20 protein-coding genes (1 of these 20 only partly in view) are annotated in these 26,810 nt (G+C 69.8%); 10 read left to right on the plus strand and 10 right to left on the minus strand.

What is annotated here, in order from left to right:
* Positions 1–2 precede the first annotated feature (2 nt).
* Together ACFOWZ_RS27815 and ACFOWZ_RS27820 are read right to left on the minus strand one after the other, a co-directional pair.
* Positions 3–653, minus strand: a complete 651-nt coding sequence (locus ACFOWZ_RS27815) for a response regulator (protein WP_382376851.1) — start codon at positions 651–653, stop codon at positions 3–5.
* Complete coding sequence (locus ACFOWZ_RS27820; protein ID WP_382376852.1) at positions 653–2,026, minus strand: sensor histidine kinase; 1,374 nt, start codon at positions 2,024–2,026, stop codon at positions 653–655. Before ACFOWZ_RS27820 ends, ACFOWZ_RS27815 begins: the two co-directional genes overlap by 1 nt.
* A gap of 236 nt (positions 2,027–2,262) precedes the next feature.
* On the opposite strand from ACFOWZ_RS27820, the gene ACFOWZ_RS27825 reads away from it, so the two are divergent.
* From ACFOWZ_RS27825 to ACFOWZ_RS27855, 7 genes are read left to right on the plus strand one after another with little or no spacing between them, the layout of a single operon-like run.
* A complete protein-coding gene (locus tag ACFOWZ_RS27825; RefSeq protein ID WP_382376853.1) occupies positions 2,263–4,416 on the plus strand; it encodes a GtrA family protein in 2,154 nt (717 codons plus the stop codon).
* Positions 4,413–5,924 (plus strand): ArnT family glycosyltransferase, encoded by a 1,512-nt coding sequence (locus tag ACFOWZ_RS27830; RefSeq protein WP_382376854.1) that lies wholly within the window; start codon positions 4,413–4,415, stop codon positions 5,922–5,924. The genes ACFOWZ_RS27825 and ACFOWZ_RS27830 overlap by 4 nt, the downstream gene beginning before the upstream one ends.
* Entirely contained in the window at positions 5,921–7,303 is a 1,383-nt protein-coding gene (locus ACFOWZ_RS27835) for an alkaline phosphatase family protein (RefSeq protein WP_382376855.1), read from the plus strand. Before ACFOWZ_RS27830 ends, ACFOWZ_RS27835 begins: the two co-directional genes overlap by 4 nt.
* Positions 7,300–8,274 (plus strand): hypothetical protein, encoded by a 975-nt coding sequence (locus tag ACFOWZ_RS27840; RefSeq protein ID WP_382376856.1) that lies wholly within the window; start codon positions 7,300–7,302, stop codon positions 8,272–8,274. The genes ACFOWZ_RS27835 and ACFOWZ_RS27840 overlap by 4 nt, the downstream gene beginning before the upstream one ends.
* Positions 8,271–10,331 (plus strand): endo-1,3-alpha-glucanase family glycosylhydrolase, encoded by a 2,061-nt coding sequence (locus tag ACFOWZ_RS27845; protein WP_382376857.1) that lies wholly within the window; start codon positions 8,271–8,273, stop codon positions 10,329–10,331. Before ACFOWZ_RS27840 ends, ACFOWZ_RS27845 begins: the two co-directional genes overlap by 4 nt.
* Positions 10,328–10,786, plus strand: a complete 459-nt coding sequence (locus ACFOWZ_RS27850) for a hypothetical protein (RefSeq protein WP_382376858.1) — start codon at positions 10,328–10,330, stop codon at positions 10,784–10,786. Before ACFOWZ_RS27845 ends, ACFOWZ_RS27850 begins: the two co-directional genes overlap by 4 nt.
* Entirely contained in the window at positions 10,786–12,645 is a 1,860-nt protein-coding gene (locus tag ACFOWZ_RS27855) for a CBM96 family carbohydrate-binding protein (RefSeq protein ID WP_382376859.1), read from the plus strand. Before ACFOWZ_RS27850 ends, ACFOWZ_RS27855 begins: the two co-directional genes overlap by 1 nt.
* A gap of 3 nt (positions 12,646–12,648) precedes the next feature.
* Here the strand turns inward: ACFOWZ_RS27855 and ACFOWZ_RS27860 are convergent, their stop codons facing one another.
* The 4 genes from ACFOWZ_RS27860 to ACFOWZ_RS27875 are packed head-to-tail and all read right to left on the minus strand — an operon-like array spanning position 12,649 to position 16,858.
* Complete coding sequence (locus ACFOWZ_RS27860; protein ID WP_382376860.1) at positions 12,649–13,326, minus strand: phosphatase PAP2 family protein; 678 nt, start codon at positions 13,324–13,326, stop codon at positions 12,649–12,651.
* Positions 13,327–13,366: 40 nt separating this feature from the next.
* On the minus strand, positions 13,367–14,692 hold the full coding sequence (locus ACFOWZ_RS27865) for a sensor histidine kinase (protein WP_382376861.1): 1,326 nt from the start codon (positions 14,690–14,692) through the stop codon (positions 13,367–13,369).
* On the minus strand, positions 14,682–15,371 hold the full coding sequence (locus ACFOWZ_RS27870; RefSeq protein ID WP_382376862.1) for a response regulator transcription factor: 690 nt from the start codon (positions 15,369–15,371) through the stop codon (positions 14,682–14,684). Before ACFOWZ_RS27870 ends, ACFOWZ_RS27865 begins: the two co-directional genes overlap by 11 nt.
* On the minus strand, positions 15,368–16,858 hold the full coding sequence (locus ACFOWZ_RS27875) for a BTAD domain-containing putative transcriptional regulator (RefSeq protein WP_382376863.1): 1,491 nt from the start codon (positions 16,856–16,858) through the stop codon (positions 15,368–15,370). The genes ACFOWZ_RS27870 and ACFOWZ_RS27875 overlap by 4 nt, the downstream gene beginning before the upstream one ends.
* A gap of 207 nt (positions 16,859–17,065) precedes the next feature.
* Here ACFOWZ_RS27875 and ACFOWZ_RS27880 point away from each other — a divergent pair, with 207 nt between their 5' ends.
* From ACFOWZ_RS27880 to ACFOWZ_RS27890, 3 genes are read left to right on the plus strand one after another with little or no spacing between them, the layout of a single operon-like run.
* Positions 17,066–17,998, plus strand: coding sequence for an ABC transporter ATP-binding protein (locus ACFOWZ_RS27880; protein WP_382376864.1), 933 nt, complete (start codon positions 17,066–17,068; stop codon positions 17,996–17,998).
* Positions 17,995–18,765: an ABC transporter permease gene (locus ACFOWZ_RS27885; protein WP_382376865.1), complete on the plus strand. Its 771-nt coding sequence runs from the start codon at positions 17,995–17,997 to the stop codon at positions 18,763–18,765. The genes ACFOWZ_RS27880 and ACFOWZ_RS27885 overlap by 4 nt, the downstream gene beginning before the upstream one ends.
* Positions 18,762–19,262: a hypothetical protein gene (locus tag ACFOWZ_RS27890; protein ID WP_382376866.1), complete on the plus strand. Its 501-nt coding sequence runs from the start codon at positions 18,762–18,764 to the stop codon at positions 19,260–19,262. Before ACFOWZ_RS27885 ends, ACFOWZ_RS27890 begins: the two co-directional genes overlap by 4 nt.
* 65 nt (positions 19,263–19,327) lie before the next feature.
* Here ACFOWZ_RS27890 and ACFOWZ_RS27895 read toward each other — a convergent pair whose 3' ends face one another.
* The 4 genes from ACFOWZ_RS27895 to ACFOWZ_RS27910 all read right to left on the minus strand — a co-directional run.
* The gene (locus ACFOWZ_RS27895) at positions 19,328–22,492 is read right to left on the minus strand and encodes an efflux RND transporter permease subunit (RefSeq protein ID WP_382376867.1); all 3,165 of its coding nucleotides are present in this window, start codon (positions 22,490–22,492) and stop codon (positions 19,328–19,330) included.
* Positions 22,493–22,498: 6 nt separating this feature from the next.
* Complete coding sequence (locus tag ACFOWZ_RS27900) at positions 22,499–22,933, minus strand: hypothetical protein (RefSeq protein WP_382376868.1); 435 nt, start codon at positions 22,931–22,933, stop codon at positions 22,499–22,501.
* Positions 22,926–26,006, minus strand: coding sequence for an efflux RND transporter permease subunit (locus tag ACFOWZ_RS27905; RefSeq protein WP_382376869.1), 3,081 nt, complete (start codon positions 26,004–26,006; stop codon positions 22,926–22,928). The genes ACFOWZ_RS27900 and ACFOWZ_RS27905 overlap by 8 nt, the downstream gene beginning before the upstream one ends.
* A 117-nt stretch (positions 26,007–26,123) precedes the next feature.
* On the minus strand, positions 26,124–26,810 hold the 3' portion of the coding sequence (locus ACFOWZ_RS27910) for an endo alpha-1,4 polygalactosaminidase (RefSeq protein ID WP_382376870.1). The gene runs 60 nt beyond the window's last position; the window shows 687 of its 747 coding nt (coding positions 61–747); its start codon lies off the right edge, out of view; its stop codon occupies positions 26,124–26,126.

Genomic DNA, 26,810 nt, shown 5'->3' on the forward strand with positions numbered 1-26,810 from the left:
GGTCACGGCCGGTCGGCCTCGTTCACCAGTGCGACGGCGGCCAGCTGGCTGCCGACCTGGAGCTTCATCAGCACCGAGCGGATGTGGGCACGCACGGTCGCCAGCGAGACACCGAACTCGTCGGCGATCGTGACGGCCTGCCTGCCCTCCGCCAGCCGGTCGAGCACCTCGCGTTCCCGCACGCTCAGCCGGTCCAGTCTCGTCGTGAGGTCCTTCTTCCTCGCCGCGTCGCGCTGGTGGAGCCGGACCAGCTCGGCGCGGGCGGCGGGCGACAGGACCTCGCGTCCTTCGGCGGCGGCGACCACGACGTGGAGCAGGTGCTCGAAGGACTCGGTCTTGTGCACCCAGCCGTGCGCGCCGTCGGCCACCGCGCGGGCGACGGCCGGGCCGTCGCGGCCCGCGGTGACGATCAGCACGGACCAGCCCGCGGCACGCAGTGGGCGCACCAGCTGCTCGCCTCCCGCCACCTCGCGGCCCAGGTCGAGGTCCAGCAGGACCAGGCCAGGCGCGTGTTCCCCCGCCTCCCGCAGAACGTCCTCCTTGCGGGTGGCCGAGACGTGGTGCGCGTCGAAACCCCGTGTGCGCAACGCGAGCACGAGGATGGTGCGCACCAGCTCGTGGTCGTCGACCACGAGCACCGTCCGGCCCCGCATCAGACCTCCTCGGCTGCCCGGTCACCTGCCTGCGTCGCCGCCGGCACCAGCACGAGTGCCGAGCAGCCGCGCGCGTGGTGCTGGTTGGTCCCGATGCAGAACGAGCCGCCGTGCTCGGTCAGCAGTCGCGCGGTCACCTGGAGACCTATCCCCCGCCGGGTGCCGTGCGGGAATCCCGGACCGAGGTCGGAAACCTCGATCCAGATGGTGTCGTCGTGCTGGTGCGCCTGCACCTGCACCGGCGAGCCGGGGGCGTGCCTCTCGCAGTTCACCAGCAGGTTGGTGATCACCTGTGCGAGCTCGGCCGCGGGCATCGTGGTGCGCACGCCCGGATCGACGGTGAGGTCGATCTTCGTGCCTCTCGCACGGCGCAACGCGACGAGCCTGATGAGCAGCGGAGCCAGGACGACCTCGTCGTCGTGGGACGCGGCGTGGCCCAGCAGGTAGCGCAGGCGGTCCAGCTCGGCCTGGACCGCGGACGTCAGCGGCTCGCGGTCGGCCAGCAGGTACGTGACCCCGGACAGGCCGGTCACCAGGTTGCGGATCTCGTGTTCGCGTTCCGCCGCGTCGGCTGCCAGCTCGTCGGCCACGCGTTCAGCCGCCAGGGCCCGGTCGGTGAGCTCGCGGTCGCGCTGTCCCCGCTCGCGCAGGGCTCGCACGGCGGGGCGCGCGAGTGCGTCGAACACGACGAGCAGGCCGATCAGCCGGAGTGCGGCGAAGTCGACGTCGGGGCTCGCCAGTTCCGGCCGCAGGAGGAGCTCGTCGAGGTGCGCGAGTGCCACCGCCGCCAGCCCGAAGCCCACCCGCCACGTGAGCTGCTGCCGCCGGCGCGCGCCTGCCACCACGAACGCCGACGCGACCACGAACCAGCCGAGCACGACGACCACCGTCGCCACCATCGGCACCTGCGGATCCGAAGTCCTCGCAACGAGTTGTGCGATCAACCCGGCCCCCACGCTCAGCGCCGCGCAGACCGCCACCGCCGCCGGCCAGCGCACGTGCGTCCACGCCAGCAGCCGGGGCCGCAACGCCCACACCAGCAGAACGAGGAACGCCGTGCTCGCGACGAGTCCTCCGACGGCCAACGCGGGCTCGAACTCCCCCGGCAGGTGGTAGATCCCGACGGGAGTGATCACCAGGCCGTACAACGTGAGCGGGCCCGCCAGGCGGCGGATCGCGCGGTCGAGGGTGTCGGGAATGATCCGCGTGACGATCGCGGACGCCGTGGCGACGACGGCGGCGGCCAGCGTCAGCAGGACGAAGACGTCGCCCGCGGGCCTCGCGGGCCACAGGTGGTCCAGGCGATCTCCCTGCCACCACAGCACTGCGAGCACGATCACGGCCACGGCGGACTCGGCGAACGCGCGGGTCACGTGTCGCTCTGCGTTGCGAGTCCGGCTGAACACAGACAGTTGCATGTGGCGGCTCATACATCGCCGAAGTTCATCTGGCGGTGAAGTAATCGACAGGACGGCCGGTCGCGTTACGCCGCAGGTTAGGGCCTATAGACCCTATCAACGTTGACGATGCGACGGGCCCGCACGATTCCGCAAGCTACGCCGTGAAGTTCACCGTGCGTTCACCTCCGACGGTCGGCGAGGGAGTTGCCATGGGCCGGTCCATCAGCGTGGTGATTCCGCTCTGCGACGAGTTCGACAGCGGGGTCGCCCTCCTGAGCCATCGCGACGTCGAGGTCGTCCCCGCCGACAACCGCAGTGTCGCCGCCGTACTCGCGGCGATGAGGAAGGCGACCGGGCGGTGGATCGTCGTGGTGGACGGTGTCGCGCAGCCCGGCGACCTGGCGGTGCGGCTCGCCCGGCTCGGCGAGTCCCGCGACGTCGACCTCGTGATCGCGTCGCGGACGGGCGAGACCAACGCCAAGAACGCGCTCGCGAAGCTCGTGTTCCCCCGCAGACTCGGCCAGCCGGTCGATCCGACGAGCGGGTTCTTCGCCGTTCGCCGGGACGCGGTCGATCTGGACCGCATCCGTCCCGGTGGCTTCCGGGTGCTGATGGAGCTGCTGGTCCGGCATCCGCGGCTGCGCATGGCCGAGGTGGCCTACCACAAGTCCTCGGATCGGAGGGGTGGCGTGCTGGGTGTCGTGCGCCGGGGACTGGTGTTCGCCGGTCACCTGGTGCGGTTGCGGACCTCGCTGCTCGCCCAGCAGGCGACCCGGTCGGCGCGGGCGTCGGTGCGCGGGTGGTTGCTGCGCGCGTTCGCCTTCGGGCTCATCGGGCTGTCCGGGCTCGTCGTGAACACCGCCGTGCTGTGGTTGCTGCACCTGGAAGTACTGCAGGTGCACTACCTCATCGCCGCGACACTGGCGACCGAGGTCTCGACGGCCTGGCTGTTCGTGCTGACCGAGACCCTGCTGTACCGCAAGGACAAGCCGGGCACGGTGCGGTCGCGTGGCGTGCGGTTCTTCCTGTTGAACCACTTCGCGCTGGCAGTGCGCCTGCCGTTGCTCGCGTTGCTCGTGGACGGCATGCACGTCGACGTGCTCATCGCGAACGCGCTGACGCTCGCACTGCTCTTCCTCGTGAGGTTCGTCGTGGCCGACTCGGCGATCTACGGCAAGGGCGAACCCGCCTGCGACGAGCCTCCGCGCGAACCGATCAGGGTGCTGGTCGACCTCGATCACGAGATTCCCGTGCCGCGCAACGGAAACCGTCCCACCGAGACGGCCAGGTACCTGCCCTACCGGTACGCGGTGCCGGGGCTCGCGACGATCGGATCCCAGGTCGAGCTGCCCGAACTCGACTACTTCCGCTCGCAGTGGCTCGGTCACGACACCGAGATCCAGGTGCGGGTGGGCGTGGTCGGCGACCGCAGGCCGTTGCCGCGGGCGGTGTTCACCCAGTCCGCGCAGGGACTCGGCTACCGCGAGCACCTCGGCAGGCTCGGCGCGAACTTCCGGGTGCGGCTCGGCGACCCGATCACCGTGGTCGTCTCGGCGGCGCTCGCCCGGTCACCGCACGTGGTGTACACGAACATCCTCGAAGCGTTGCTGCGCTTCGTCGCCGTCTCCCGCGGCGCGATGCTGCTGCACTCGGCGTGTGTCGAGCTGCACGGCGTCGGTGTGCTCATCTCGGCCCGCACCGACACCGGCAAGACGGGCACCGTGCTGCGTCTCGTCCGCGAGCACAAGGCCAAGTTCCTCTCCGACGACATGACGATCCTCTACCCGGACGGACGCGTCGGCTGCTTCCCGAAGCCGTTGACCATCAGCCACCACACGCTGCGCGCCGTGCGGTCGCACGAGCTGTCGCCGAAGGAGTGGCGGCGGCTGCGGCTGCAGAGCAGGCTGCACTCCAAGGAGGGCAGGGAGTTCGCGCTCCTGCTGAGCCAGCTGAACCTGCCGATCATGGGCGTGAACGCGTTCACCCAGCGCATCGTGCCGCCGCCGAAGTACGCGGTCGACCGGCTGCTGCCGTGCGAGATCGTGCCCGAGAGCAAGATCAGCGACCTGTTCGTCATCGCGCGTGGCGAGCTCGGCAGCGGTGAGCTGGCCGAGGACGAGGCCACCGCGACGCTGCTCGAGAACACCGAGGACGCCTACCAGTTCCCGCCGTTCCGCCAGCTCGCGCCGTCCATCGTGATCGGCGAGGACGACCACCTGGTGCTGCGGGACAAAGAGCGGGCCATTCTGGAGTCCGCGCTGAGCCGCATCCGGGCGCGTTGGCTGTCCACAGCGGACTTCTCCTGGGCCGATCGGATTCCGGTGCTCGTCGACGAAGGCGCGACCGCCAAGGGCTGGGCATGACGGCGGCGGCCGCCGTCGCGACCACCACCACGGACCAGATTTCTTCACAACGGCCCGCGCGCCGCTCGGTGCGCACGCTCGTCGGAATCCTCGCCGCCGGTGCCCTGCTGCGGCTCTGGGCACTCGGCGCGGTCGGGTTCAACAGCGACGAGGCCGTCTACGCCGGGCAGGCGGCGAGCATCGCCGGGGACGACGTGCTCACCCCGTTGTTCCCCGTCTTCCGCGCGCATCCGCTGCTGTTCCAGACCACGCTGTCGCTGATGTTCCTCGGAGGTGTGTCGGACGTCGCCGCGCGGCTGCTGCCGGTGGCGTTCGGGCTGGGCACGGTGGTGCTGACGTTCCTGCTGGGCAAGCGGATGTACGGGCAGCAGGCCGGGCTCGTCGCCGCGGCACTCCTCGCGGCCATGCCCTACCACGTGGTCGTGACGCGGCAGGTGCTGCTCGACGGGCCGTTGACGTTCTTCGCGGTGCTGACGGCCTACTGCGTGACGCGGTTCTGCCTCGACGGCGAGCGCCGCTGGCTGCACTTCGCCGGCGCCGCGCTCGGGCTCGCGGTGCTGACCAAGGAGATCGCCGTGATCCTCGGCGTCGCGATCCTGGTCTTCTTCCTGCTGCGGCGCGACATCCACGTGCCGTGGCGGACCGCGGCGGTCAGCGGGGCGGTCGCGGCGGCGATCATGATCATGTACCCGCTGTCCCTGCAGTTCGCCGGCCGCAGCGGGACCGGGCAGAACTACCTGTGGTGGCAGCTCTTCCGCAGGCCCAACCACGGTCTGGCGTTCTACGTCGAGACGGTGCCGCTCGCGATCGGCCCCGCAGTGCTGCTGCTCGCGGCCGCTGGGCTGTGGTTGTTGCGCCGCAGGGCCTCCTGGCGCGAGACGTTCCTGCTCTGCTGGATCCTGGTGCCGCTGACGTTCTTCGAGCTGTGGCCGGTGAAGGGCTACCAGTACCTCGTCGTGATCGCGCCGGCGCTGACTCTTCTCGCTTCGCGCACGGTGGTGCACTCCTTCCCGGTGTGGCCGCCGGTGCGCGCGGCCGTGATCGTGACGGCGGTGCTGTCACTGGCGGTGCCGAGCTGGCTCGCGATCACCGCGCCACCCAGCGCCGCGTTCCTCGCCGGATCCGGTGGTGTGCCGAAGGGGCGCGAGGCCGGGGAGTGGATTCGCGCCAACCTGCCCGAGGGCGCGGCGGTGATAACGATCGGCCCGTCGATGGCCAACCTCGTGCGGTTCTACGGCAACCGCAAGTCCTACGCGCTGTCGGTGAGCACGAACCCGTTGCGGCGCAACCCTTCGTACGTGCCGATCGACAACCCCGACCGCCAGCTGCGCCAGGGTGAGCTGAACTACGTCGTGTGGGACGCGTACTCCGCGAACCGCACGACGTTCTACTCGCAGCAGCTGATGACCTACGTCCACCGCTATCGGGGCGTCCTGCTGCACACCGAGGAGCTCGACGTCGCCGGCCGCACCACGCCAGTGATCATGGTCTACGAGGTGCGACCATGATGAGGCTCCTGCTCGTCCTGGGACTGCTGTTGGGGCAGCCGGTCGTTTCGCCGACAACGCCGATCGACCACTTCGTCGTGCTCATGCAGTCGAACCACTCGTTCGACAACTACTTCGGCACCTACCTCGGCGCCGACGGCATCCCGGCCGGCGTGTGCATGCCGCACAACAGCGACGCCCCGAGCTCGGACCGGTGCGTGAAACCGTTCCGCCTCGGCGCCCAGTCCCCGTCCGACCTCGACCACCTCCCCTCGACCCAGCGCGCGCAGTACAACCAGGGCAGGATGGACGGCTTCGTCGAGGCCTACCGCAAACGCGGCCGCGACGGCACCAACGCCATGGGCTACTACGACCGCGCGGAACTGCCGTTCTACTGGAACTTCGCGGACCGCTTCACCCTGTTCGACCGCTTCTTCAGCTCCGCGCGCGGCGGCAACCTCTTCTACTGGGTCACCGGCCAGGGCCCGTCCGGCGACGTCCCGACCATCTTCGACAGGCTCCAGGAGAAGGGCGTGTCGTGGCGGTTCTACGTCGAGAACTACGCGAAGGGCGAGAAGGCCCGCGTCCCGCTGCTGAGCTTCCCGCGTTTCTCCGAGGATCCCGGGCTGGCGAGCCACATCGTCGATCTCGGCGAGTACTACCGCGACCTTTCCGCCGGCACGTTGCCCTCGGTCGCCTACGTCGTCTCGTCGGGGTCGAGCGAGAACCCGCCCAGCCGCATCCAGGCGGGCCAGGAACTCGTGCGGTCCATGACGAGCTCGCTGGCACGCAGCCGGTACTGGTCGAGCTCGGCGTTCATGGTCACCTGGGACGGCCCGGGAGGCTTCTACGACCACGTGTCACCGCCGCAGGTCGACCGCGGCGGCTACGGGTTCCGCGTGCCCGCGCTGCTGATGAGCGCCTACGCCCGGCGGGGTCATGTCGACCACACCGAGGCCGATCACACGGCGGTGCTGAGGTTCATCGAGGACAACTGGGGGCTCGAGGCGTTGGGGCCGCGGGACGCGCGGGCGGCGAACCTGTTCAGCGCGTTCGACTTCAGCGCGCCGGCTCGGCCGCCGGAGCTGGTGGGGACGCTGGAGTCGGCGGCGCCGGCCGGGTCGAAGTCGGGGGTCGTGTACGTGTCGTACGGGGTCGCGGTGGTGATCGCGGCCGGGTGTTTGGGGGCTGGGCGCGTCCGGAGGTCGAGCCCGGCCGCCGCCACCAAGCGCCTGCTGTTTGGCGCGAAAAGCACGTTCGGGCCATCTATCGGCCCGAACGTGCTTTTCGCGCCAAAAAAAATGGTGGTGGCGGCGCAACGGGGCCGGCAGTCGAAGCACACGGTCACCCGTGTTTGCCAGGGCATCACCGAGCGCGTCCGGCGGCGGTGGAAGCCATGAGAGCCCTCACCATCCTCGCCACGGCGGCCCTCGCCCTGGCCCCACAACCCGCCACCGCCGCCCCCACCACCCGCACGCTGGAGATCACGACCGTCCCCGCCCTCCCCGACGCGCGCTTCGTCCTCGACGGCCAGCAGCTCGTGCCCGACGAGCGCGGCGTCGTCCGGTTCACCCTGCCGCGCAACAACGACACGCACCGGCTCGAGCTCACCACGCCGAAGCTCGAGCAGGCCGGTGGGTCGATCGACTTCGTGCGGTGGTTCGGGCACGGGGAGAGCGACCAGGGTTTCACGCCGGTGCTCACCGACCTCGCGATGCGGCACAACCGGAAGTTGCAGGCGGCGTTCCAGTCGACGAAGAAGGTGCGCTACGACTTCGTCGACCAGGCGCGCAACCCCGTGCCCGCGCAGAGGATCACCTCGCTCACCCTGCGCAGCGACTCCGGGCAGACGCACACCCTGCGCGGTCCGGCGGAGGTCACGCTCACCGCGTTGCGGCCGGTGCAGCACGGCGGCACGGTGGTCGGCAAGGAGGTCACCTACTACCTGCAGAGCGTTGTGATCGACGGGGCCAACGTCGTCAACGCCGGGGAGCAGCGGTTGGTGCCGAACCACACGTCCGCGGCGACGTTCGTGGTGCTGCTGCGTTCGGTCCGGTTCCAGGTGCGCGACCTGTTGTTCGGCAAGGCGATGCCGGCCGGGGTCGTGCTGACGTATCCAAACGGTCGCACCGAGAACCTGGACGCGGGTGCGGACGGGGATCTCGCCGTGGAGAACCTGGCGCGGGGGAACTACCGCGTCGCGGTGTCGGCGGCCGGGTACTCGGCGCCGCAGGAGCTCGCGCTGTCGCGGGGGCAGTACGTCGACATCCGGATTCTGTCCTACGTGGACATGCTCATCATCGTCGTGGCGACGGCGCTGGTGTTCGCAGGTTTGTTCCTCTTCGGCAGGCGGAGGGTGGTGCGGCCGTGACGAAGGCGTTCGGAACGTTCCTGACGGCGGTGCTGCTGCTGTTCGTGCTGCCGCCACAGGCACAGGCGCAGGAACCGTATCCGCTCTTCGCGTACTACTACATCTGGTACGAGAAGAGCTCGTGGAACCGCGCCAAGTCCGACCACCCGGTGCTGGGCGACTACTCCAGCGACGACTCGCGGATCATGCGCGAGCACATCACCAAGGCGAAGAACGCGGGCATCACCGGGTTCATCGTGAGCTGGAAGTCGACGCCCGCGCTCGACCGGCGGCTGGAGACGCTCGCGAACATCGCGCGGGCCGAGGACTTCCGGCTGGCGATCATCTACGAGGGACTCGACTTCTACCGCAACCCGTTGCCGCTGGAGAAGGTGGCGGCGGACCTCAAGTTGTTCCGGACCCGGCACGGCACCGATCCGGCGTTCACGCTGTTCGGCAAGCCGCTGGTGATCTGGTCGGGCAGCTGGAAGTTCTCCGCGGAGCAGATCGCGCAGGCGGCGCAACCGGTGCGCGACAAGGTGCTCGTGCTGGGGTCGGAGAAGAGCGCCGAGGACTACGAGCGCATCGCGAAGGCCGTGGACGGCAACGCCTACTACTGGTCGTCGCTCGACCCGCAGCGGGATCCGAAGGCCGCGGACAAGCTCGCCGCGATGAGCGCGGCCGTGCACCGCCACAACGGGTTGTGGATCGCGCCGTTCACACCGGGGTTCGACTCGCGGCTGCTCGGCGGCGAGCGCGTGGTCCAGCGCAACGACGGGGCGACGTTGCGGCGCCTCTACGACGTCGCGCTCAGCTCCTCCCCCGACGCTCTCGGCCTGATCAGCTGGAACGAGTTCAGCGAGAACTCCCACGTCGAGCCGAGCGTCAACCACGGCGACCGGTACCTGACCGTGCTGCGCGAGCTGCGGTCCAGCGCCGTGCCGGACCTCGGCCCGCTCGCCGAGGACTCCAGCGCCGCCGGCACGAGCGGCCACGACGGCATGCTCGTCCTCGGCATCTCCGCCGGCGCGCTGCTCGCCCTGGCCGTGTTCCTCCTGGTGCGCAAGAGCACTCGGGTCGCGGTCGTCGGTCTCGCCGGCGTGGTGACGGCGTCGTGCATGGCCGGCACGCTCGCCTCCGACTCGGCCGGCGGGCAGGACACCCAGGAACGACAGCAGAACGTCCAGCAGACCCTGTACCACCTGGGGAACAAGCCGGTGCGCTCGCCGGACGCCGTCACCATCGCGGCCGCGGGCGACATCGCGTGCCCACCGGACGCGGACGGGCTCAGCAAGGAGGAACGCGAGCAGCCCAGGCCGTGCCGCGAACACGTCACAGCCGACCTCGTCGCCTCGCTCGCACCGGACGCCGTGCTCGCGCTGGGCGACCTCCAGTACCCCAACGGCAGCCTGGAACGCTTCCGCAACGGCTACGACCACACCTGGGGCAGGTTCAAGGACATCACCTACCCGGTCCCGGGCAACCACGAGTACGGCACGTCCGGGGCCAAGGGGTACTTCGACTACTTCGGTGCCGCCGCGGGCGACCGCGACGCGGGCTACTACAGCTACGAGCTCGGTGAGTGGCACGTGGTCGCCCTGAACTCCGAGTGCGAGCGGATCGGCGGCTGCGGCGGCGGGTCACCGCAGGAGATCTGGCTGCGCGCCGACCTCGCGGCGCATCCGGCGACCTGCACGCTCGCGTACCTGCACCGGCCGAGGTTCTCGTCCGGGACGCACGGCAGCAACTCCGACTACGACGCGTTCTGGCGCGCGCTGTACGACGCGGGCGTCGACGTCGTCCTCACCGGGCACGACCACGACTACGAGCGCTTCGCCCCGCTGTCCCCCGGCGGTTCTGTCGACGAACGGGGCGTGCGCCAGTTCGTCGTCGGCACCGGCGGCGACAGCAACTACCGCATCCGCACACCCGCCGCGAACGGCAGCGAGAGCCGCATCCAGGGCGTGTACGGGGTGCTCAGCATGACACTGCGACCCGACGGCTACGACTGGCGGTTCGTCGCCGAGCCCGGTGCGCAGGCAGCGGATTCCGGCTCAGGGAGGTGTTCCGCGAGATGACCAGGACCAAGATCGCGGTCGCGGTGCTCACGATCCTGTGCTGCGCCGGGATCGCCACGGCGTCGCGGCCGGCAGGGCAGACCCCCGCGGCCGCGCAGACCATCACGGCCGGTGAGGACCCCGCGGTGCAGCGGTGGTTCCTGAACCGGGAGGCCATGCAGATCGAGCTCAACAACGCGCTCCAGGCGGCCCGCGCCATCACCGGACCGTCCCGGCAGGCGACGGCGATCTGCACCCGGCTGACCGTCGTGTCCCGGAAGCTGCAGACCTACGAGCGCATCCCGGTGGCGAGTCTCGACGGTCCGGTGAACGCGGGCATCGACCAGTTCCAGCGGGCGGGGCGGGCGTGCCTCACCGGTGACCACGCCACCATGCGGCGTCTCATCGACGAGGGCACCACCGCCCGTGCCGAGGCACAGCACCACATCGACGAGTTGCTGCACGGGGAGGAATGATGAAACGGCCACTTCCCCTGCTCGCGACGACGGCGCTGGGACTCTCCCTGCTCGTCGCCCCGGCGCACGCGGAGACCACGACGATCACCGCGGCCGCCGACGCGCACGTGCAGGCCGACCAGCCGGGCACGAACTACGGCACCGCGACCGGGTTGCGCGTCGACAACAAGCCCACGTCCACCGCCTACCTCAGGTTCGACGTCACGGGCCTGAGCGCGCCACCGTTCACCGTGAAGCTGCGCGTGTTCGTGAACACCAGCGGCAGCACTCCCGTCACGCTGTCCGCTGTGGACGGTGAGTGGACGGAGACCGGCATCACGCACGCGAACGCGCCGGCGGTCGGCGCCGTGCTGGGCTCGTCCGGTGCGCTCACCGCGGGCACCTGGGTGTCCTACGACGTGACGACGCGGGTGAACGGCAACGGCTCGTTCTCGTTCGCACTCACCACGACGAGCCCTTCCTCCCGCATGATCGACAGCAGGGAAGGCGTCAACGCCCCACAGCTCGTCGTGGAGGACACCGCTCCGCCACCCGCACCGGGACCGGCGGACTCGTACGTGCAGGCGGATCAGCCGAACGCGAACTTCGGCACCGCGACCAGCCTGCGGGTCGACGGGTCACCGGTCACCAGCTCCTACCTGAGGTTCGACGTGACGGGCCTGAGCGAGCCACCGTTCAAGGCGACGGTGCGGGTGTTCAACCGCACCTCCGGCACCACCGGGCTCGACCTGTACTTCGTGCCCGACAACAACTGGTACGAGAACGCGATCACCTACGCCAACGCGCCGCCGACCGGCAACTGGCTCGCGTCCTCCGGCTCGCTCGCGGCGAACACGTGGGTGTCCTTCGACGTCACCACAGCGGTGCGCGGCAACGGGAAGTTCTCGTTCGCCGTCACGACGACGAGCACGTCCTCGCGGACCATCGACAGCCGGGAGGGCGAGAACCCTCCGGAGCTGGTGTTCGAGGACGCGCCCCCGCCCGTCCCGCCGGGCACGCCGGTCGTGATCGCCGCCGGTGACGCCGCCTGCGCCCCCGACGACCCCAACTACAACGGCGGCATCGGCACCGCGACCAAGTGCCACATGAAGGTCGTGTCCGACCTGGCCCTCGCCGCGTCGCCCACCGCGGTGTTCATGCTCGGCGACGCCCAGTACAACGGCGGCCAACTCGCCAACTTCCAGGCGAGCTACGACCCCACGTGGGGCAGGCTCAAGTCCATCACGCGGCCGGTCATCGGCAACCACGAGTACGGCACCAGCGGAGCGGGCGGGTACTTCACCTACTTCGGCGACGCCGCCACACCACGGCAACCGGGCTGCCGGGCGAACTGCGAAGGCTGGTACAGCTTCGACATCGGCACGTGGCACGTCGTCGTGCTGAACTCCGAGTGTGCGCGCGTCAGCGGCGGCACCGGGTGCGCGGTCGGCTCACCGCAGCAGCAGTGGCTCGCCGCGGACCTCGCGGCGCACCCGGCCTCCTGCACCGCCGCGCTCGTGCACCGGCCCCGGTGGAGCTCGAACAGCTTCGGCTACGCCGACACCGCACCGCTCATCGACACGATGTACGCGGCCGGCGTCGACCTGCTGCTCGCCGGGCACGCCCACAGCTACGAACGCTTCGCGCCGCAGACCCCGTCGGGCGAGCCCGACACCGCCACCGGCATCCAGGAGTTCGTCGTCGGCACCGGCGGTTCCTTCTTCACCGGGTTCGCCACCGCTCTGCCGAACAGTCTGGTGCGCAGGACGAACGTCTTCGGTGCGCTGAAGCTGACGTTGCTCCCGACCGGGTACAACTGGGAGTTCGTCGCCGATCCGGGCACTCCCTTCACGGATTCCGGGAGCGCCTCCTGCCACTGACCGTCATCGAGATCGGAGCTCCCGGCGCCACGCGTCGAACAGCGCGGTCGTCGCCACGACCCAGGCCGCCCCCAGCACGTACCCAGCGAGGACGTCGGACACGTAGTGCACGGAAAGGGCCACGCGAGACAAACCGATGCCCAGCACGACCAACACCGCGACGGTCACCGCGACCCGCCGCCACACCGGACGCATCGCCGACCAGAACAGCAACAGCAACGTCGTGTACGTGACCACGGCGGCCTGGGCGTGGCCGCTGGGGAAGCTCAGGCCGGTCGCCGTGGCCACGGGGGCGGCGACGGTCGGCCGCGCACGCTGAACGATCGCCTTCACGAACGCGTTGAGCACGGCGCTGCCCATCACGGTCACCGCGACGAACACCGCCGTCCTCGGGCGGTGCCGATGCAGCAGCCACAGCACGACGAGCACGAACACCGGCAGGTACACGCGTATGGACCCGATCGTGCTCATCGTCTTCATCGCCGTGGCGAACGCCGGATGCGTGACGGTGTAGCGGTGCAGGTCGTCACGCGCGCCGATGTCCATCGCCAGCAACGGTGTCCATCGGCTCAGCACCAGGAACGACAGCAGTCCGAACGGGACGGTCGCGATCGCCAGCGCCACCACCGTCAGCACGGACCTCAGTCCGAACCTGGCACCGGGCGACGCGGAGAACCTCACCTCACGACGGTGCGCCCGGCTGATTAGAGGATCGTGAAGATCAAGCCGGGTCCACCGCCAGCGGAAGGCGGACGTGGAAGGACGCGCCCTCGGCCGAGTCGGCCAGCCACACCTCGCCGCCGTGCCGCTCGGTCACCTCGCGCACGATCGCGAGCCCCAGGCCGACGCCGCCCGCGTCGCGGTCGCGGGCTCGCTGGGAGCGGAAGAACCGCTCGAACACCTTGGTGCGGTCCGCGTCCGGGATGCCGGGCCCGTCGTCGGCGACGACCAACTCCGCGCACCGGTCCTGCGCCGACAGGCCGACCGTGATGCGGTGCCGGGCGTGGTGCTCGGCGTTGTCCAGCAGGTTGCGCACCACGCGGCTCAGCTCGCCCGCCCGGCCGCGCAGCCGCGCCGCGGAGAACGGGGACAGCTCGACGTCAACGGCACCGCGGGCGCGGACGACGTCGACCTCGGTCAGCACCACCTCGTCCAGGTCGACCCACTCCACCGGCTCGGTCGCGCCGTCCGCCAGTGCCAGCGCGATCAGCTCGTCGGTCAGGTCGCCCAGCCGGACCGTCTCGCGGTGCAGGTCGCTCGCGACGCGCACCCAGTCCGTGCGCGACGGGTGCGCCAGCCCGACCTCGAGCCGGGTGCGCAGGCTCGCCAGCGGGCTGCGCAGCTCGTGCGCGGCGTCGGCGGCGAACCGGCGCTGTCGTTCGTGCACCTCTTCCAGCCGGGACAGCATCTCGTTCATGGTGCGGGCCAGCCTGCCGACCTCGTCGTCGGACGGCGGCTCCGGCACCCGGCGGTCGAGCTGGCTCGCGGTGATCTCGGTGACCCGCTCCCGGATCGCCTCCACCGGGCGCAACGCGCGTCCCACCACCAGCCACGCCGTGCCGCCGACCGCGATCAGCAGGACCGGCACGATGATCGCCAACGCCGTCGTGGCCGCCTCGACTCCCTCGTCGGCGTGTTCCAGTGACGCGGCCGCGTAGACCGCGACGGGCTGCCCGCGCAACGTCGCCGGCACACCCGCGACGGCGTGGTGCTCCCCGTCCGGCAACCGCGAAGTTCCCGTGACCCCACCGTTTTCCGGCCACAGCGCGAGCAGCCTGGTGTGCGCCACGTCGGTGCCGGCGGCGAGCACGGTGCCGTCGCTGCCGACCACCTGGACCAGCGGGGGCAGCACCGCGGGGACGTCGTCGGCGATCATCGAGGCGAACGTCCCGGCCTGGCGGCTCGCCTCCTCCTCTGCCCTGCCGGTGAGCTCGTCGCGGACCAGCGTCAACGCCGCCGCGCCGCCCGCGACCAGGCCCAGTCCCACGACCAGCACCGCGAGCGCGGTCAGCCGGACGCGCACACCGGCGGAGCGACTACCCGCCATCGGGCGCCAGCCGGTAGCCGGTCCCCCGCACGGTCTCGACGGCGTGCCTGCCGAACGGAAGGTCGATCTTGCGCCGCAGGTACGCGACGTAGACCTCCAGCACGTTCGAGTGGACCGGGATGGCCGAGTCCCACACCTCGTCCAGCACGAACCGCTTCGACACCACCTGCCCGGGCCGCGACATGAGCAGCTCCAGCAACGCGAACTCGCGCGGCGTCAGCTCGATCACCGACTCGCCGCGACGGCACCGCCGGGTGACCCGGTCGAGGGCGAGGTCCCCGGCGGTCAGCACGTCCGCCAGCTGCATGCCCGACCGCCTGAGCAGGGCGTGCAGACGGGCCAGCAGAACGCGGTAGGAGAACGGTTTGGTGAGGAAGTCGTCCGCGCCGATGCGCAACGCGCGCAGCTGGTCCAGCTCGCCGTTGCGGGCGGTCAGCACGAGCACGGGCACCCTGACCCCGGCACGACGCAGCTGCGCGCACAGGTCGAGACCGGGCAGGCTCGGCAGCATCAGGTCGAGCACGATCGCGTCGAACGGGCGGGTGAGCCCGGCGTCGAGACCCAGCAGACCGTCGTTCGCGGTCTCTACCTCGAACCCGTCCTGGCGCAGGCCTTGGGCGAGCGCGTCGGCGAACGACGCCTCGTCCTCGATCACCAGCACCCGTCCGGTTCTGGTCACGTCATCACCTGGTTGGACACGAGTCTGCCTCGCTCCAGTATCAGCACTCCGGTGCAGATCCGCTCGACCTCGGGCACCGCGTGCGTCGCCAGCAGCACCGTGAGGCCACGCGCCTCGGCGATCGTGCGGATCAGGGTGAGCACGTCGCGCTGACCGGGCGGGTCCAGGCCGATCGTCGGTTCGTCGAGCAGGACCACGGCCGGGTCGTTCACCAGCGCGCGGGCCAGACCGAGCCGTTGCCGCATGCCGCGGCTGTACGTGGCGATGCGCGCGCCGCCGCCGTCGCCGAGCCCCACCAGGGCGAACAGCCTGGCCGCGCGGTCCCTGGCCTCACCGCGGGAGTGGCCGAAGAGGCGGGCGTGGTAGGCCAGGAACTCCAGTCCTGTCTGGTGGCCGGGACAGCCGGCGTTCTCCGGCAGCACGCCGACGACCTTGCGGACGTCGTTGTGCCGCGTGCCGGGGACGCCCGCGACGCAGAACTGGCCGCGGGTCGGAGCGACCACGGTGGACAGCATGCGCAGGGTCGTGGTCTTGCCGGCGCCGTTCGGGCCGAGCAGGCCGAGCACCTCGCCCTTGCGCGCGGTGAAGGTCAGGCCGTTCACCGCCCACGTGGCGCCGTAGCACTTCGAGAGGTCGCGCACGTCCACGACGACGTCTTCCGAGAACGGTTCGGTGCGCACGAAGGACCAGATCTCGTGCGGCAGCTGGGTTCTCGACGGCGAACGGACCAGCGGCGCGTCGAGTGCCGGGTCTGCGCACAGGATGGCGCGTTGCAGGTCGCTCAGCCTCGACTCGGGTTCCAGCGCCTGCTCGTCGGCGAGCCGGGCGCGGGCGGCGCGGTAGGCGTCGAGCGCGTCGGTCACCCGGCCGCACCGGTACAGCGCGAGCATCAGCAGTGCCTGAAGGCGTTGCCGGTACGGGTGCTCCGCGACGAGGTCGGTCAGTTCGTCCACCACGGAGGCGTGCCTGCCGAGCCGCAGTTCGGCGTCGAGGCACTCCTCCAGCGCGGCCAGCCGTGCCTCTTCCAGTCCGTGGCACAGCACGGCGGCGGCGTCGGGAGTAGTCACGTCCGCCAGCGGTGGACCGTGCCACATCGACAGCGCGTGGCGCAGCAGCGACGCCTTCACCGTGTCGTCGGTCTCCTCCCGCGCACCCCTGACCACGGCGCGGAACCGGTGCACGTCGATCGACAGCGGGTTGACCTTGAGCATGTACGCCGATCCGCGCGTGATGATGTCCGCGTCGCACCGACCGGCTCCCGCGTCCGCGATCGCCCGGCGCAGTCGGGACACGCTGACGTGGATGGCGTGGTGGGCGGTGCGCGGTGGGCGGGCCGGCCACGTGAGGTCGACGAGCCGGTCGACGGGCACGAGCTGGTTGGCGTGCAGGGCGAGCACCGCGAACGTGAAACGTTGTTTGCGCGGGCCGAGATCGAGTTGCGACTTTTGTTCCCAGGCCTCCACGGCGCCCAGCAGCTGAAACTCCACGGCGTCGCCCCCTTCCTGGCCCCCGTATTCGTGAATCGGTCGAACCGCACAATGCGTTTCGCACCAATAGCGTGAATCACAGCGCGTGAACATCTCATCGCTGCTGGTTGAGGGCCATTCGGCCCTAATTCCACCCGACGCTCTCATCGATCTCTAATCTCCGTCGGCTCTCCTTGTGCGTACTTACTCGAATGAGGAGGGGATGCCATGCCGGGTGTGTCTCTCGAAGCCCGGGAGCTGTCGAAGTGGTTCGGTTCCCGCACGGCTGTCGACTCGGTGAGCTTCACCGCTCACGACGGAGAGGTGATCGGTCTTCTCGGCCCCAACGGGGCGGGCAAGACCACGACGATCCGGATGCTCTCGACGGTCCTGCCGCCCACGGGCGGCGATTTCTCCGTCGCGGGCGTGCCGTCGTCCCGGCCGGCGGACATCAGGGCGCGCATCGGCGTCCTGCCCGAGAGCGCCGGCTACCCGATGCACCAGACGGGGCTCGAGTACCTGACCTACCACGGACGGCTCTTCGGCCTGTCCCGCGAGGACGCGCGGCAGACGGCCGTGCGGCTGCTCGGCCAGGTGGGGCTGGCCGACCGCGCCCAGTCGCGGATCTCGACGTACAGCCGGGGCATGCGGCAACGCCTGGGCATCGCCAGGGCGTTGGTGAACAACCCGTCCGTCGTGTTCCTCGACGAACCGACGCTGGGCCTGGATCCCGCGGGACAGCGGGAGATCCTCGCGCTGGTGCGGGCGATCGCGGAGGCGCGCGGCACGACCGTGGTGCTGTCCACGCACACGCTGCCCGAGGTCGAGCAGGTGTGTTCGTCGGTGCTGATCCTGGACAAGGGCAGGGTGCTGGTGTCCGGCAGCGTCGCGGAGGTGACGAGCACGGAGGCTTCGAGCCGCCAGTCCGGGCACCTGCGCGTTCCGCCGGACCAGGTGGCGCGGGCGTCGGAGGTGCTGCGGGGCGTGCCGGGCGTCTCGGTCGAGGTGGCGAAGGACGTGGTGACGGTGACGTCGTCGGACGGCCTGAACGAGGCGCTGTCGGCCGTGCTCGACGCCAGGGTCACCGTGCTGTCGTTCGAGGTCGACGGCGTGCGGCTGAGCGACGCGTTCCTCGCGATGACGCGGGGAGGTGTGTCGTGAGCGCGCGGGTCATCGCCGGCCAGGAGTGCCGCGACCTGTGGCTGAGCGGCCGCGGCCCGGTCCTCACGTTCGCCTACGCCGTGCTGCTCAGCGCGATCACGTACCTGGCCGCGACCAACCAGATCCTGAACTTCCTGGAACAGCGGGAGTCGGTGAACCTGGTGCTGCAGATCGCCGTCGCGGTCGGCGTGCTGCTGACGATGGTCGTCGCCGCCGACGCGATCAGCGGTGAACGCGAACGCGGCACGTTCGAGAGCCTGCTGCTCGCGCCGGTGTCCCGCGGCTCGATCGTGCTGGGCAAGCTGGTGGCCGCGATGTCCTTGTGGGGCGCGGCTTTCGTGGTCGCGCTGCCGTACCTGTGGGTGCTCGGCAAGGGCGTCGCCGTGGTGGGCGAGGCCGTGCTGCTCGGCCTGGTCGTCGGGACCGTGCTGGCGCTGTCGATGGCCGCGATCGGACTGCTGATCAGCGCCCGGTCGACGACCAACAAGGTGAGCCTCGCGGCGTCGCTGTTCCTGATGCTCGCCCTGTTCGCACCGACCCAGCTGCCCGCGATGCCGACGTCCTCCGTCGGTGACGTGCTCGTGCGGATCAACCCGGTGACAGCCGGGACGCACTACATCCAGCTGGTCCTGCTCAAGGGGCACGCGTGGACGCAGGACCTGTCGTACCTGATCTCGCCGGTGGTGGCCGTGGTGGTCACCGTCGTGGCGCTGGCCGTGGCGGGGCCGCGCATCGTCCGGCTCACGGGAGGGGTTGGTTCCGGATGAGACTTCTGCTCGCCGCGCTGGTGCTCGCGCTCTTCCCCGCCACCGCGTCGGCGACCGTCGAGGTGGCGGTGACCCAGTCGCGGATCGACAGCACCGTCGGCCAGTACCTGAACATCACCTCCACGATCACCAACAGCGGGGCGGAGCCGACCGGGAAGCTGATCGCCCACCTCAACGTCGCCTCGCTCAACGACGTGTACGTCGACCTGGAGGACTGGACGGCCGCGCCCACGCAGTCGCTGCCACCGCTGGGTCCCGGTGAGAGCGCCGAGGTGTCGTGGGACATCCAGGCGGTCAACGCCGGGACGTTCACCGTGTACGCCGTCGTCCTGCCGGGCGGCTCGGCGTCGTTGTCCGCCAGCCCGCCCATCCACGTCGAGGTGGCCGGGCGCCGCACCCTCAGCGCGGGTGGTGCCCTGCCGATCGCGCTGGTCGTGCCGCTGCTGCTGGGGGTGGCGGTCTTCGCGGTCCGCCGCCGCCTGCACACCACGGCCTGATCCCTGGTACTCACGATGAACGGCGCTTTCGTCCACTTGAGGTGGACAAAAGCGCCGTTCATCGCCTACGCGGGGGTTGGGGTGGGGGTTGGGTTCTGCTTGGGGCGCCGGGGACGGCGTCGCGCGAACCGCAGGTACAGCGACGGTGTCACGAACAGGTTCAGCAACGTGGACGTGAACAGTCCGCCGATGATGACGATCGCCATCGGGTGCTCGATCTCGTGGCCCGGCAGGTCACCCGCGATCGCCAGCGGCACCAGGGCGAGTCCCGCGGCCAGTGACGTCATCAGGATCGGCGCCAGCCTCTCCTTCGCGCCGCGCAGCACCAGCTCACGACCGAACGGCTCTCCCTCCTCCCGTTCCAGGTGCTGGAAGTGGTTGATCATCAGGATTCCGTTGCGCGCCGCGATGCCGAGGACCGTGAAGAACCCGACCAGCGACCCGAGCGACAGAATTCCTCCCGTCAGCCACGCCCCGTACACGCCGCCCGCCAACGCCATCGGCAAGGTCAGCATCACCAGCACCGCGAGGCGCCAGCTGTTGAACGCGGTCACGAGGATCAGGAGGATCAGCAGGACCGCGATGCCGGCGAAGAGCAGCAGCCGGTTCTGGGCGGCCGTGGCCTCCTTGTACTCGCCGAGCAGCTCGGCGTGCATGCCGGGCGGCATCTGCACCTGCGCCAGCCGCCGCTCGACCTCCTGCGCCACCTCGACCAGCGCGGCACCCTGCGCCACGTTGGCGCCCACGTCGATCCGGCGGGACCCGTCCTCGCGCAGGATCTGGTTCGGCGCCGACACGATCTTCACCGAGGCGAGCTCACCGATCGGCACCTTGCGGCCGTCCGGCGCGTCCATCAGCAGTCCCTTCACGCTCTCCACGCTGAACCGGGCCTGCGGCTGGCTCCACACGTGCACCTCGGTGTTCTTGCCGTTGCGCCAGATGTCCCCGGCCTCCTCGCTGGAGATGAACGCGGACGCGGTGCGGCGCACCTCACCGGGCGAGATGCCGTACCTGGACGCCTTCTGCAGATCGACCTCCACGGCGACCTGCGGGATGTTCGTCTGCAGGGTGACGTGTTCCTCGATGATCCCGTCGATCCCGGCGACGAGCTCCTTGACCTCGTTGGCCTTGTCGCGGATGCCGTTCAGGTCGTCGCCGTAGATCCGGACGGTGATCGCATCGCTGGAGCCGGTCAGCACCTCCTTGGTGCGTTCCTTCAGGTACGTCTGCACGTCGCGCTGCAGACCGGGATAGCCGTCGACGACCTTCTGCACGGCGGCGAGGGTCTTGTCGTAGTCGACGTTCGGATCGATGCTGATCCAGTTCTCGGTGAAGTTCATGCCGACGATCTCGTCGGCCAGCGTGCCCTGGCCGATGTGCGCGCCGAAGTTGCGCACGCCCGGAATGGCGCGCAGCTCCCTGCTCGCCTGCTCGGTGATCCGGACCATCTCGGTGCGGGAGGTGCCCGGCTGCGCGACCCAGTGCATCAGGAAGTCGCGTTCCTTGAAGGCGGGGAACAGGTTCTGCCCGAGGAACGGCACGATCGCCAGTCCAGCGACCATCACCAGCGCCACCACCGAGTACGCGATGCCCGGCCGCGGCACGATGCGCGCCAGCAACGCCGTGTAGCCGCGTTGCAGCCACCGCACGAGCGGCGACTCGCGGCGCTCGATCGGTGCGTTGCGCAGCATGATCAGCGCGAGCGCCGGGATCACCGTCAACGCCACCAGCAGCGACGCGAGGATCGACAACCCGTAGGAGAACGCGAGCGGGCGGAAGAACGATCCGGTCAGGCCACTGAGGAGGAACACCGGGATCGTCGACACCAGGATGATCATCGTGGCGTGCACGATCGGGCCGCGCACCTCGACCGAGGCCTCCAGGATGACCGACGCGGTCGACCGATCGCTGCCTTCCCTGCGGTGCTGACGTATTCGCCGCACGATGTTCTCGATGTCGATGATCGCGTCGTCCACCAGGACGCCCAGCGCGATGACCAGGCCGGCCAGGATCATCACGTTGATGGTGGCGCCCATGGCGTTCAGGACGAGCCCCGCCGCGACCAGCGAGAGCGGGATGGTGATCGCGCTGATCAACGCGACCCGCCACTCGAACAGGAAGAAGATCAGGATCAGCACGACCAGGCCGAAGCCGATCAGCATCGCGCGGCCGAGGTTGTTCACCGACGTCTCGATGAACGTCGCCGGGCGGAAGATCTCCGTGTCGACCTGCAGTCCCTGCATGCCGGGCTGGAAGTCCCTGATGGCCTCCTCCACGCCCCGCGTGACGTCCAGCGTGTTGGCCCACGGCAGTTTCTCGACGATGACCATGATGCCGGGACCGTCGTTGATGACGGCGTCACCGGTGAGCAGGGACGGGGGCATGATGTCGTCGCGGATCTCGGCGACGTCGCGCAGGTAGACCTTCGGCTTGTCCGGGTCGGTCGTGATCGGGATGCCGGCGAGCTCCTGGCCGGACAACGCGGGCAGCTGGTGCTGCACCGGGAACCGGTGGTTCGCCGTGTCGATGAAGCCGCCGGTGCCGATCTCGAAGCCGCCCTTGAACTTCAGCTGCCCCACGTCCACCGCGTCACCGGCGGACTCGAGCACCTGCTGCAGGCTCACGTTGTGCTGCTTCATCTTCTCGGGGTCGACGAGCGCCTGCTTGACGTGCCAGCGGTCGCCCCAGATCGCCGCGTTCGCGACGCCCGGCACGCGCATCAGCCTCGGCCGCAGCGTCCAGTACGTCAGCAGGGCCATGTCGACGTGCGCCTGGTCGGACTTGTCGGCCTGGGAGATGCCGATCTTCATCGTCCGGCTCGTCGACGACAACGGCTGGATCATGAACGGCGAGTTCGCCCAGCGCGGCAGGCGCTGGCTGATCGAGTTGAGCCGTTCCTGGATCAGCAGTCGCGACTTCATCAGGTCCGTGCCCTGCTCGAAGATCATCACGATCGACGACAGCTGCGACACGGACTTCGACCGCATCGCGGTCAGGCCCTCGATGCCGTTGAGACCCTGTTCCATCGGCACGGAAACGAGTTCCTCGACGTCCTTCGCGGACAGTCCGATGCAGATGGTCTGGATTTCCACGCGGGGCGGGGCGAACTCGGGGAAGGCGTCGATGGCCATGTCCTTGACCTGGAGGATGCCGAAGAACATCAGCATCGACGCCCCGACGACGACGAGGAACTTGAGCTTCAGGCTCGTCCCGATGATCCAGCGCATCATGGTGGGCTACTTCCCGACGCCGAGTTCGGCTCCGTACAGCTCGATGACGCCCGTCTTCACGATCGTGGTGCCCTCCGCGGGACCGGAGGACAGGAACGCCTCCGAGCCCGCGTTGCCGCCCACGTTCGCCACGGTGACCTGCTCGCGCACGTACTGGCGCGGACCGGTGACGGTGTAGACCCAGGTGTTGCCGTCCGGTGTGTAGACCACGCACTGGTAGGGCACCACGGTTCCGGTGCCGGACTTGGCGACCTTGGTGGTCTCCACGCCGACGCGCTTCTCCGCCATCTCGGTGAGCTTCACGCTCTTGACGCTCTTGCCCGCGATCGTCTCGACCACGGCGGGACGTTCCTTCCCACCGCTGTCCGTGGCGGAGGTCGCCACCGAACACCCCGCGGCGCCCAGCACGAGCAGGACCGTTGCGATCAGTCGGCTACGCATCTGCCTTCTCCTTCGGCGCGAGACGCGGGTAGAGCGCGGGCAGGACCAGCAGGTTCACCACCGCGGTGGTGACCAGTCCACCCAGGACGATCAGGGCGAGCGGGGCGATGATCTCGAGGCCGGCGACGGCGCCCCAGACGATCACCGGGACGAGCGCGAGCGCGGTCGCGAGCATGGACGTCACGGCGGGGGTGAACCGTTCGCGGCTGCCGCGCGCGACGTCGCCGTCCACGAGCTCGTAGTGGTTGAGCTGGACCAGGGCTCCGCGGACGGCGACCGCCAGCACCGCCAGCAACCCGAGCAGTGCCACGACCGACAGGCCGGCGCGTTGCGTGGCCGCGGCGAGCAGTCCGCCGGACAGCGCCACCGGCAGCAGCAGGAACACGGTCGTCGCGAGCCGCCAGCTGCCCAGGCCCGCCTGGAGCAGGAAGTACACCAGGATCACGGCACCGGCGATGTACAGCCAGATCCGCAGATCGGTCGACGCCCGCGCCTGGCTCTCCCCGAGCACCTCGAGGTGGTGCTCACGCGGGAACGAGACACCCTTGACCCGGTCCGACACGTCCCGCGTGACGTCGGCCAGCGAGCGGCCGCTCACGTTCGCGACGACGTCGATGCTGCGCGACACGGAGTCGTGCGTGATCATCGCGGGCTTCGGCGTGACCCTGACCTCCGCCACGTCGCTCAGCTTCACCTGCGCGGGCCCGCCCTCCGGGCCGCCGACGGGTGCGTCGATCAGCAGGTCCCTGATGGTCGCGGGGTTCTGCCTCAGTTCCGGCCTGCCCCACACCACGACCTCGAAGACCTTCGAGTCCTCGAACAGGTTCCCGGCGACGGTCGCGGCGACCAGCGTCGCCGACTGCCGGCGGACGTCACCCGGTTTCAACCCGTACTTCGCGGCCTTCTCGACCGAGACCTCGATCTCCAGCGTCGGCTGCACCTCGGTGGAGTTGATCCGCGGGTCGCTGATCCCGTCGATTCCCCGGAGGATGCCGAGCACCTCGGCCGCCTTGTCGTTGAGGACGGGGTACTCGTGACCGTAGATGCGGACGACGACGTCCGACGTCGAGCCGCGGCTGATCACGTCCCGCACCTGCCGGTCGGAGTAGGTGATCACGTTGCCGCGGATGCCCGGATAGCCGTCGACGACGTCCCGCACCGCGTTCAGCGTGCTGTCGTAGCCGGCGCGGTCGTCGAGGCTGAGCCAGACCTCGCTCGCGTTGATGTTGACGATCTGGTCGCCCGCCATCGCACGACCGGTGTGCGCACCGACGTTGCGGACGCCGGAGACACCGCGCAGCTCCTTGGTGAGCGCGGAGGTGATCCTGTTCATCTCGGGCCGGGACGTGCCGGGGGCGGCCTCCCACGTGACCAGCACGTCGCGTTCCTGCAACGTCGGCGCGAGCGGGTGGCCGCCGAGCAGCGGCGTCACGGCGAGGCCCACGACGAGCAGCACGGCCGCGAGCGCCCACGACACCAGACGCACCCGCAGGAACAGCCCGAGGAGTGCGGCGTAGCCCTTCTCCAGCCACACCGCGAACGGCGACGCGCGGTGCCCCTTGGTGAGGAGCACGGTCGCCAGAACGGGCGCAATGGTCAGCGCGACGAGCATCGAGACACCGATCGCGACGAGGAACCCGACGGCGACCGGGGTGAGGAACGCGCCGCGCACGCCGTCCAGGACCAAGAGTGGCGCTACCGACACAACGGTCACGCAGGTCGCCACGAACAGCGGTCCGCGCATCTCGACCACGGCGTCCGCGATCGCCTCGGACGTCGGCTCGCCCTCGCGCAGCCGTTGCCGCACGTTGTCGACCGCGACCACGGCGTCGTCCACCACCACCGCGAGCGCCATCACCAGCCCGGCGATGGTCATCATGTTGAGCGGTGTGCCGAACCAGTTCAGCACCAGGGCCGTGACGGCGACCGACGCCGCGATGCTCAGCAGCACGGTCAGGGCGGCCCGCCAGTGGAACAGGAACGCGAACACGACCAGCAACAGCAGCAGCGCGCCGACCAGCAGTGTGGTGACGAGGTTCTGCTTCATCGTGTCGATGAACGACGCGGGCCGGTACACCGAGGTGTCCATCCGCACGCCGGGCAGCGCCGGCCGCAGGTCGTTGAGCGCGGCCTCGACGTTCGCGGTGACCTCGGACAGGCTCGAGCCCGGGAAGCGTTCCACGACCAGCATCAGGCTCGGCGAGTCGTTGACGACCGCGTCGCCGATCATGATCTGGTGGTCCTCGGTGATGGTCGCGACGTCGGTCAGCTTGAGGCCGCGGTCCTCGGCGCCCTGCACGGTCACCTGGCCGAGCTGGGCGGCGCTCTTGATCGGCTGGTTGTGCTGGATCTCGATGCGCTGGTTGGCCGTGTCGACGAAGCCGCCGAGCCCCGGCGTGGACGCCTCGACGAACGTCAGCGGCGACACCCACAGGGCGTTCGCGGAGGTCCGCAGCACCTGGTCGAGCGTGACGGCGTTCTGGGCGAGCTTCGACGGGTCGACCTGCACCTGCAGCTGCCGGTCGCGGAAGCCCCAGATCGCGACGTTGGCGACGCCCTTGACGCTCAGCAGCCGCGGCACGACCGTCCACCTGCTCAGCAACGACATGTCGATCAGCGACTTGTCGGTCGACGACAGCCCGATCATCATCAACCGGCCGGTGCTGCTCAACGGCTGGATCACCAGCGGCGGCCGGGAGCTCGCGGCGGGCAGCGCGGGCACCATGGTGAGGCGCTCCTGCACGACCTGACGGGCCCTGATCGGGTCCGTGCCGGGCTCGAACGTCATCTCCATCGAGCTCAGGCCCGGAATGGTCCGCGACTCCAGCTTCGCGAGCCACGGGATGCCGTTGAAGAACTCGTTCTCCATCGGGTTGGTGATGAGGTTCTCCACCTCTTCCGCGGAGAGCCCCAGCGCCTCGACCTGAACGTCCACCCGCACCGGCCCGAACTCCGGCAGCGCCTCGACGTTGCTGTCGCGCAGCTGCACGAAGCCGAGCGCGATGAGGGCGACCGCGACCGCCAGCACGAGACGGCGGTACCTCTGGCTCGACCCGACGATCCAACGCATCATGGCCGGCGACCCTTCACTCCGGTGACCTTGCGGGCAAAGATGAACTCGCCTGGTCACAGAGCGCTCATAGCCGCCTCACAGTCCTCTCAGACCGCGCTCATCGGGCCTGTTCCGTGATCAGCAGGTCTTGCGGACGTACCCGCTGGTCCCGGCGGGCACGACGTACAGGTCGCGCTGCACGATGCTGATCCGATCGCTCCACTCCGCACACGCCGCCGCCCGGCCGCTGTCGGTGTACTCGACGTCCAGCACCCGGTTGCCGAACGGCCCGGCGTAGTCGCCGCACTCCTCCCACTCACCGCACTCCTCGACGACCGCGAAGTCGAGCCCGTTGGCGACGCGGTTGCCGGCGAGCTCCGGCGTGTTCTTCTGGGCGATGGCCAGGTTCTTCGAGTGTGCGTGGGCGGACAGGAGCTTGACGTACTCCTGCGCGTGGGTGGTCGTGAGCAGGTTCTTCGACCGCGAGTAGCTGTCGAAGTTGTCCGGCTCGACCGCCTGGTAACCCTTGGCCGCACAGGTGTCGATCCACGCCTTGACCTCGGCCGCCGCGCGCGTGCGCTTGTCGGCCGTGCGCAGGTCGAGCAACGTCTCCTTCCAGTCAGGGTCGACCACCTTGTTGCCGTTGGCGTCACGCAGCAGCAGATCGCTCTGCCAGTCGCCGTCGTGCCCCTCCTGGACCTGGAAGGCATTGACGTAGCAGACGTTGTACTTGCCGGCGACGGGTGCCGCTTCCCGGTCGCGGATGACGATCTCGACGTTGGACGCCGGCGGGTAGGCGCATTGGCGGTTTTGGCGGGGAAAGCA

The sequence above is a fragment of the Lentzea rhizosphaerae genome (assembly GCF_042649515.1).
Lineage (GTDB): Bacteria > Actinomycetota > Actinomycetes > Mycobacteriales > Pseudonocardiaceae > Lentzea > Lentzea aerocolonigenes.

Coding starts and splice junctions, on each gene's coding strand:
- ACFOWZ_RS27835 (WP_382376855.1), top strand. CDS start 5,921: ATGATGAGGCTCCTGCTCGTCCTGGGACTGCTGTTGGGGCAGCCGGTC.
- ACFOWZ_RS27905 (WP_382376869.1), bottom strand. CDS start 26,006: ATGATGCGTTGGATCGTCGGGTCGAGCCAGAGGTACCGCCGTCTCGTG.
- ACFOWZ_RS27865 (WP_382376861.1), bottom strand. CDS start 14,692: ATGGCGGGTAGTCGCTCCGCCGGTGTGCGCGTCCGGCTGACCGCGCTC.
- ACFOWZ_RS27840 (WP_382376856.1), top strand. CDS start 7,300: ATGAGAGCCCTCACCATCCTCGCCACGGCGGCCCTCGCCCTGGCCCCA.
- ACFOWZ_RS27830 (WP_382376854.1), top strand. CDS start 4,413: ATGACGGCGGCGGCCGCCGTCGCGACCACCACCACGGACCAGATTTCT.
- ACFOWZ_RS27815 (WP_382376851.1), bottom strand. CDS start 653: ATGCGGGGCCGGACGGTGCTCGTGGTCGACGACCACGAGCTGGTGCGC.
- ACFOWZ_RS27880 (WP_382376864.1), top strand. CDS start 17,066: ATGCCGGGTGTGTCTCTCGAAGCCCGGGAGCTGTCGAAGTGGTTCGGT.
- ACFOWZ_RS27890 (WP_382376866.1), top strand. CDS start 18,762: ATGAGACTTCTGCTCGCCGCGCTGGTGCTCGCGCTCTTCCCCGCCACC.
- ACFOWZ_RS27850 (WP_382376858.1), top strand. CDS start 10,328: ATGACCAGGACCAAGATCGCGGTCGCGGTGCTCACGATCCTGTGCTGC.
- ACFOWZ_RS27825 (WP_382376853.1), top strand. CDS start 2,263: ATGGGCCGGTCCATCAGCGTGGTGATTCCGCTCTGCGACGAGTTCGAC.
- ACFOWZ_RS27895 (WP_382376867.1), bottom strand. CDS start 22,492: ATGATGCGCTGGATCATCGGGACGAGCCTGAAGCTCAAGTTCCTCGTC.
- ACFOWZ_RS27900 (WP_382376868.1), bottom strand. CDS start 22,933: ATGCGTAGCCGACTGATCGCAACGGTCCTGCTCGTGCTGGGCGCCGCG.
- ACFOWZ_RS27855 (WP_382376859.1), top strand. CDS start 10,786: ATGAAACGGCCACTTCCCCTGCTCGCGACGACGGCGCTGGGACTCTCC.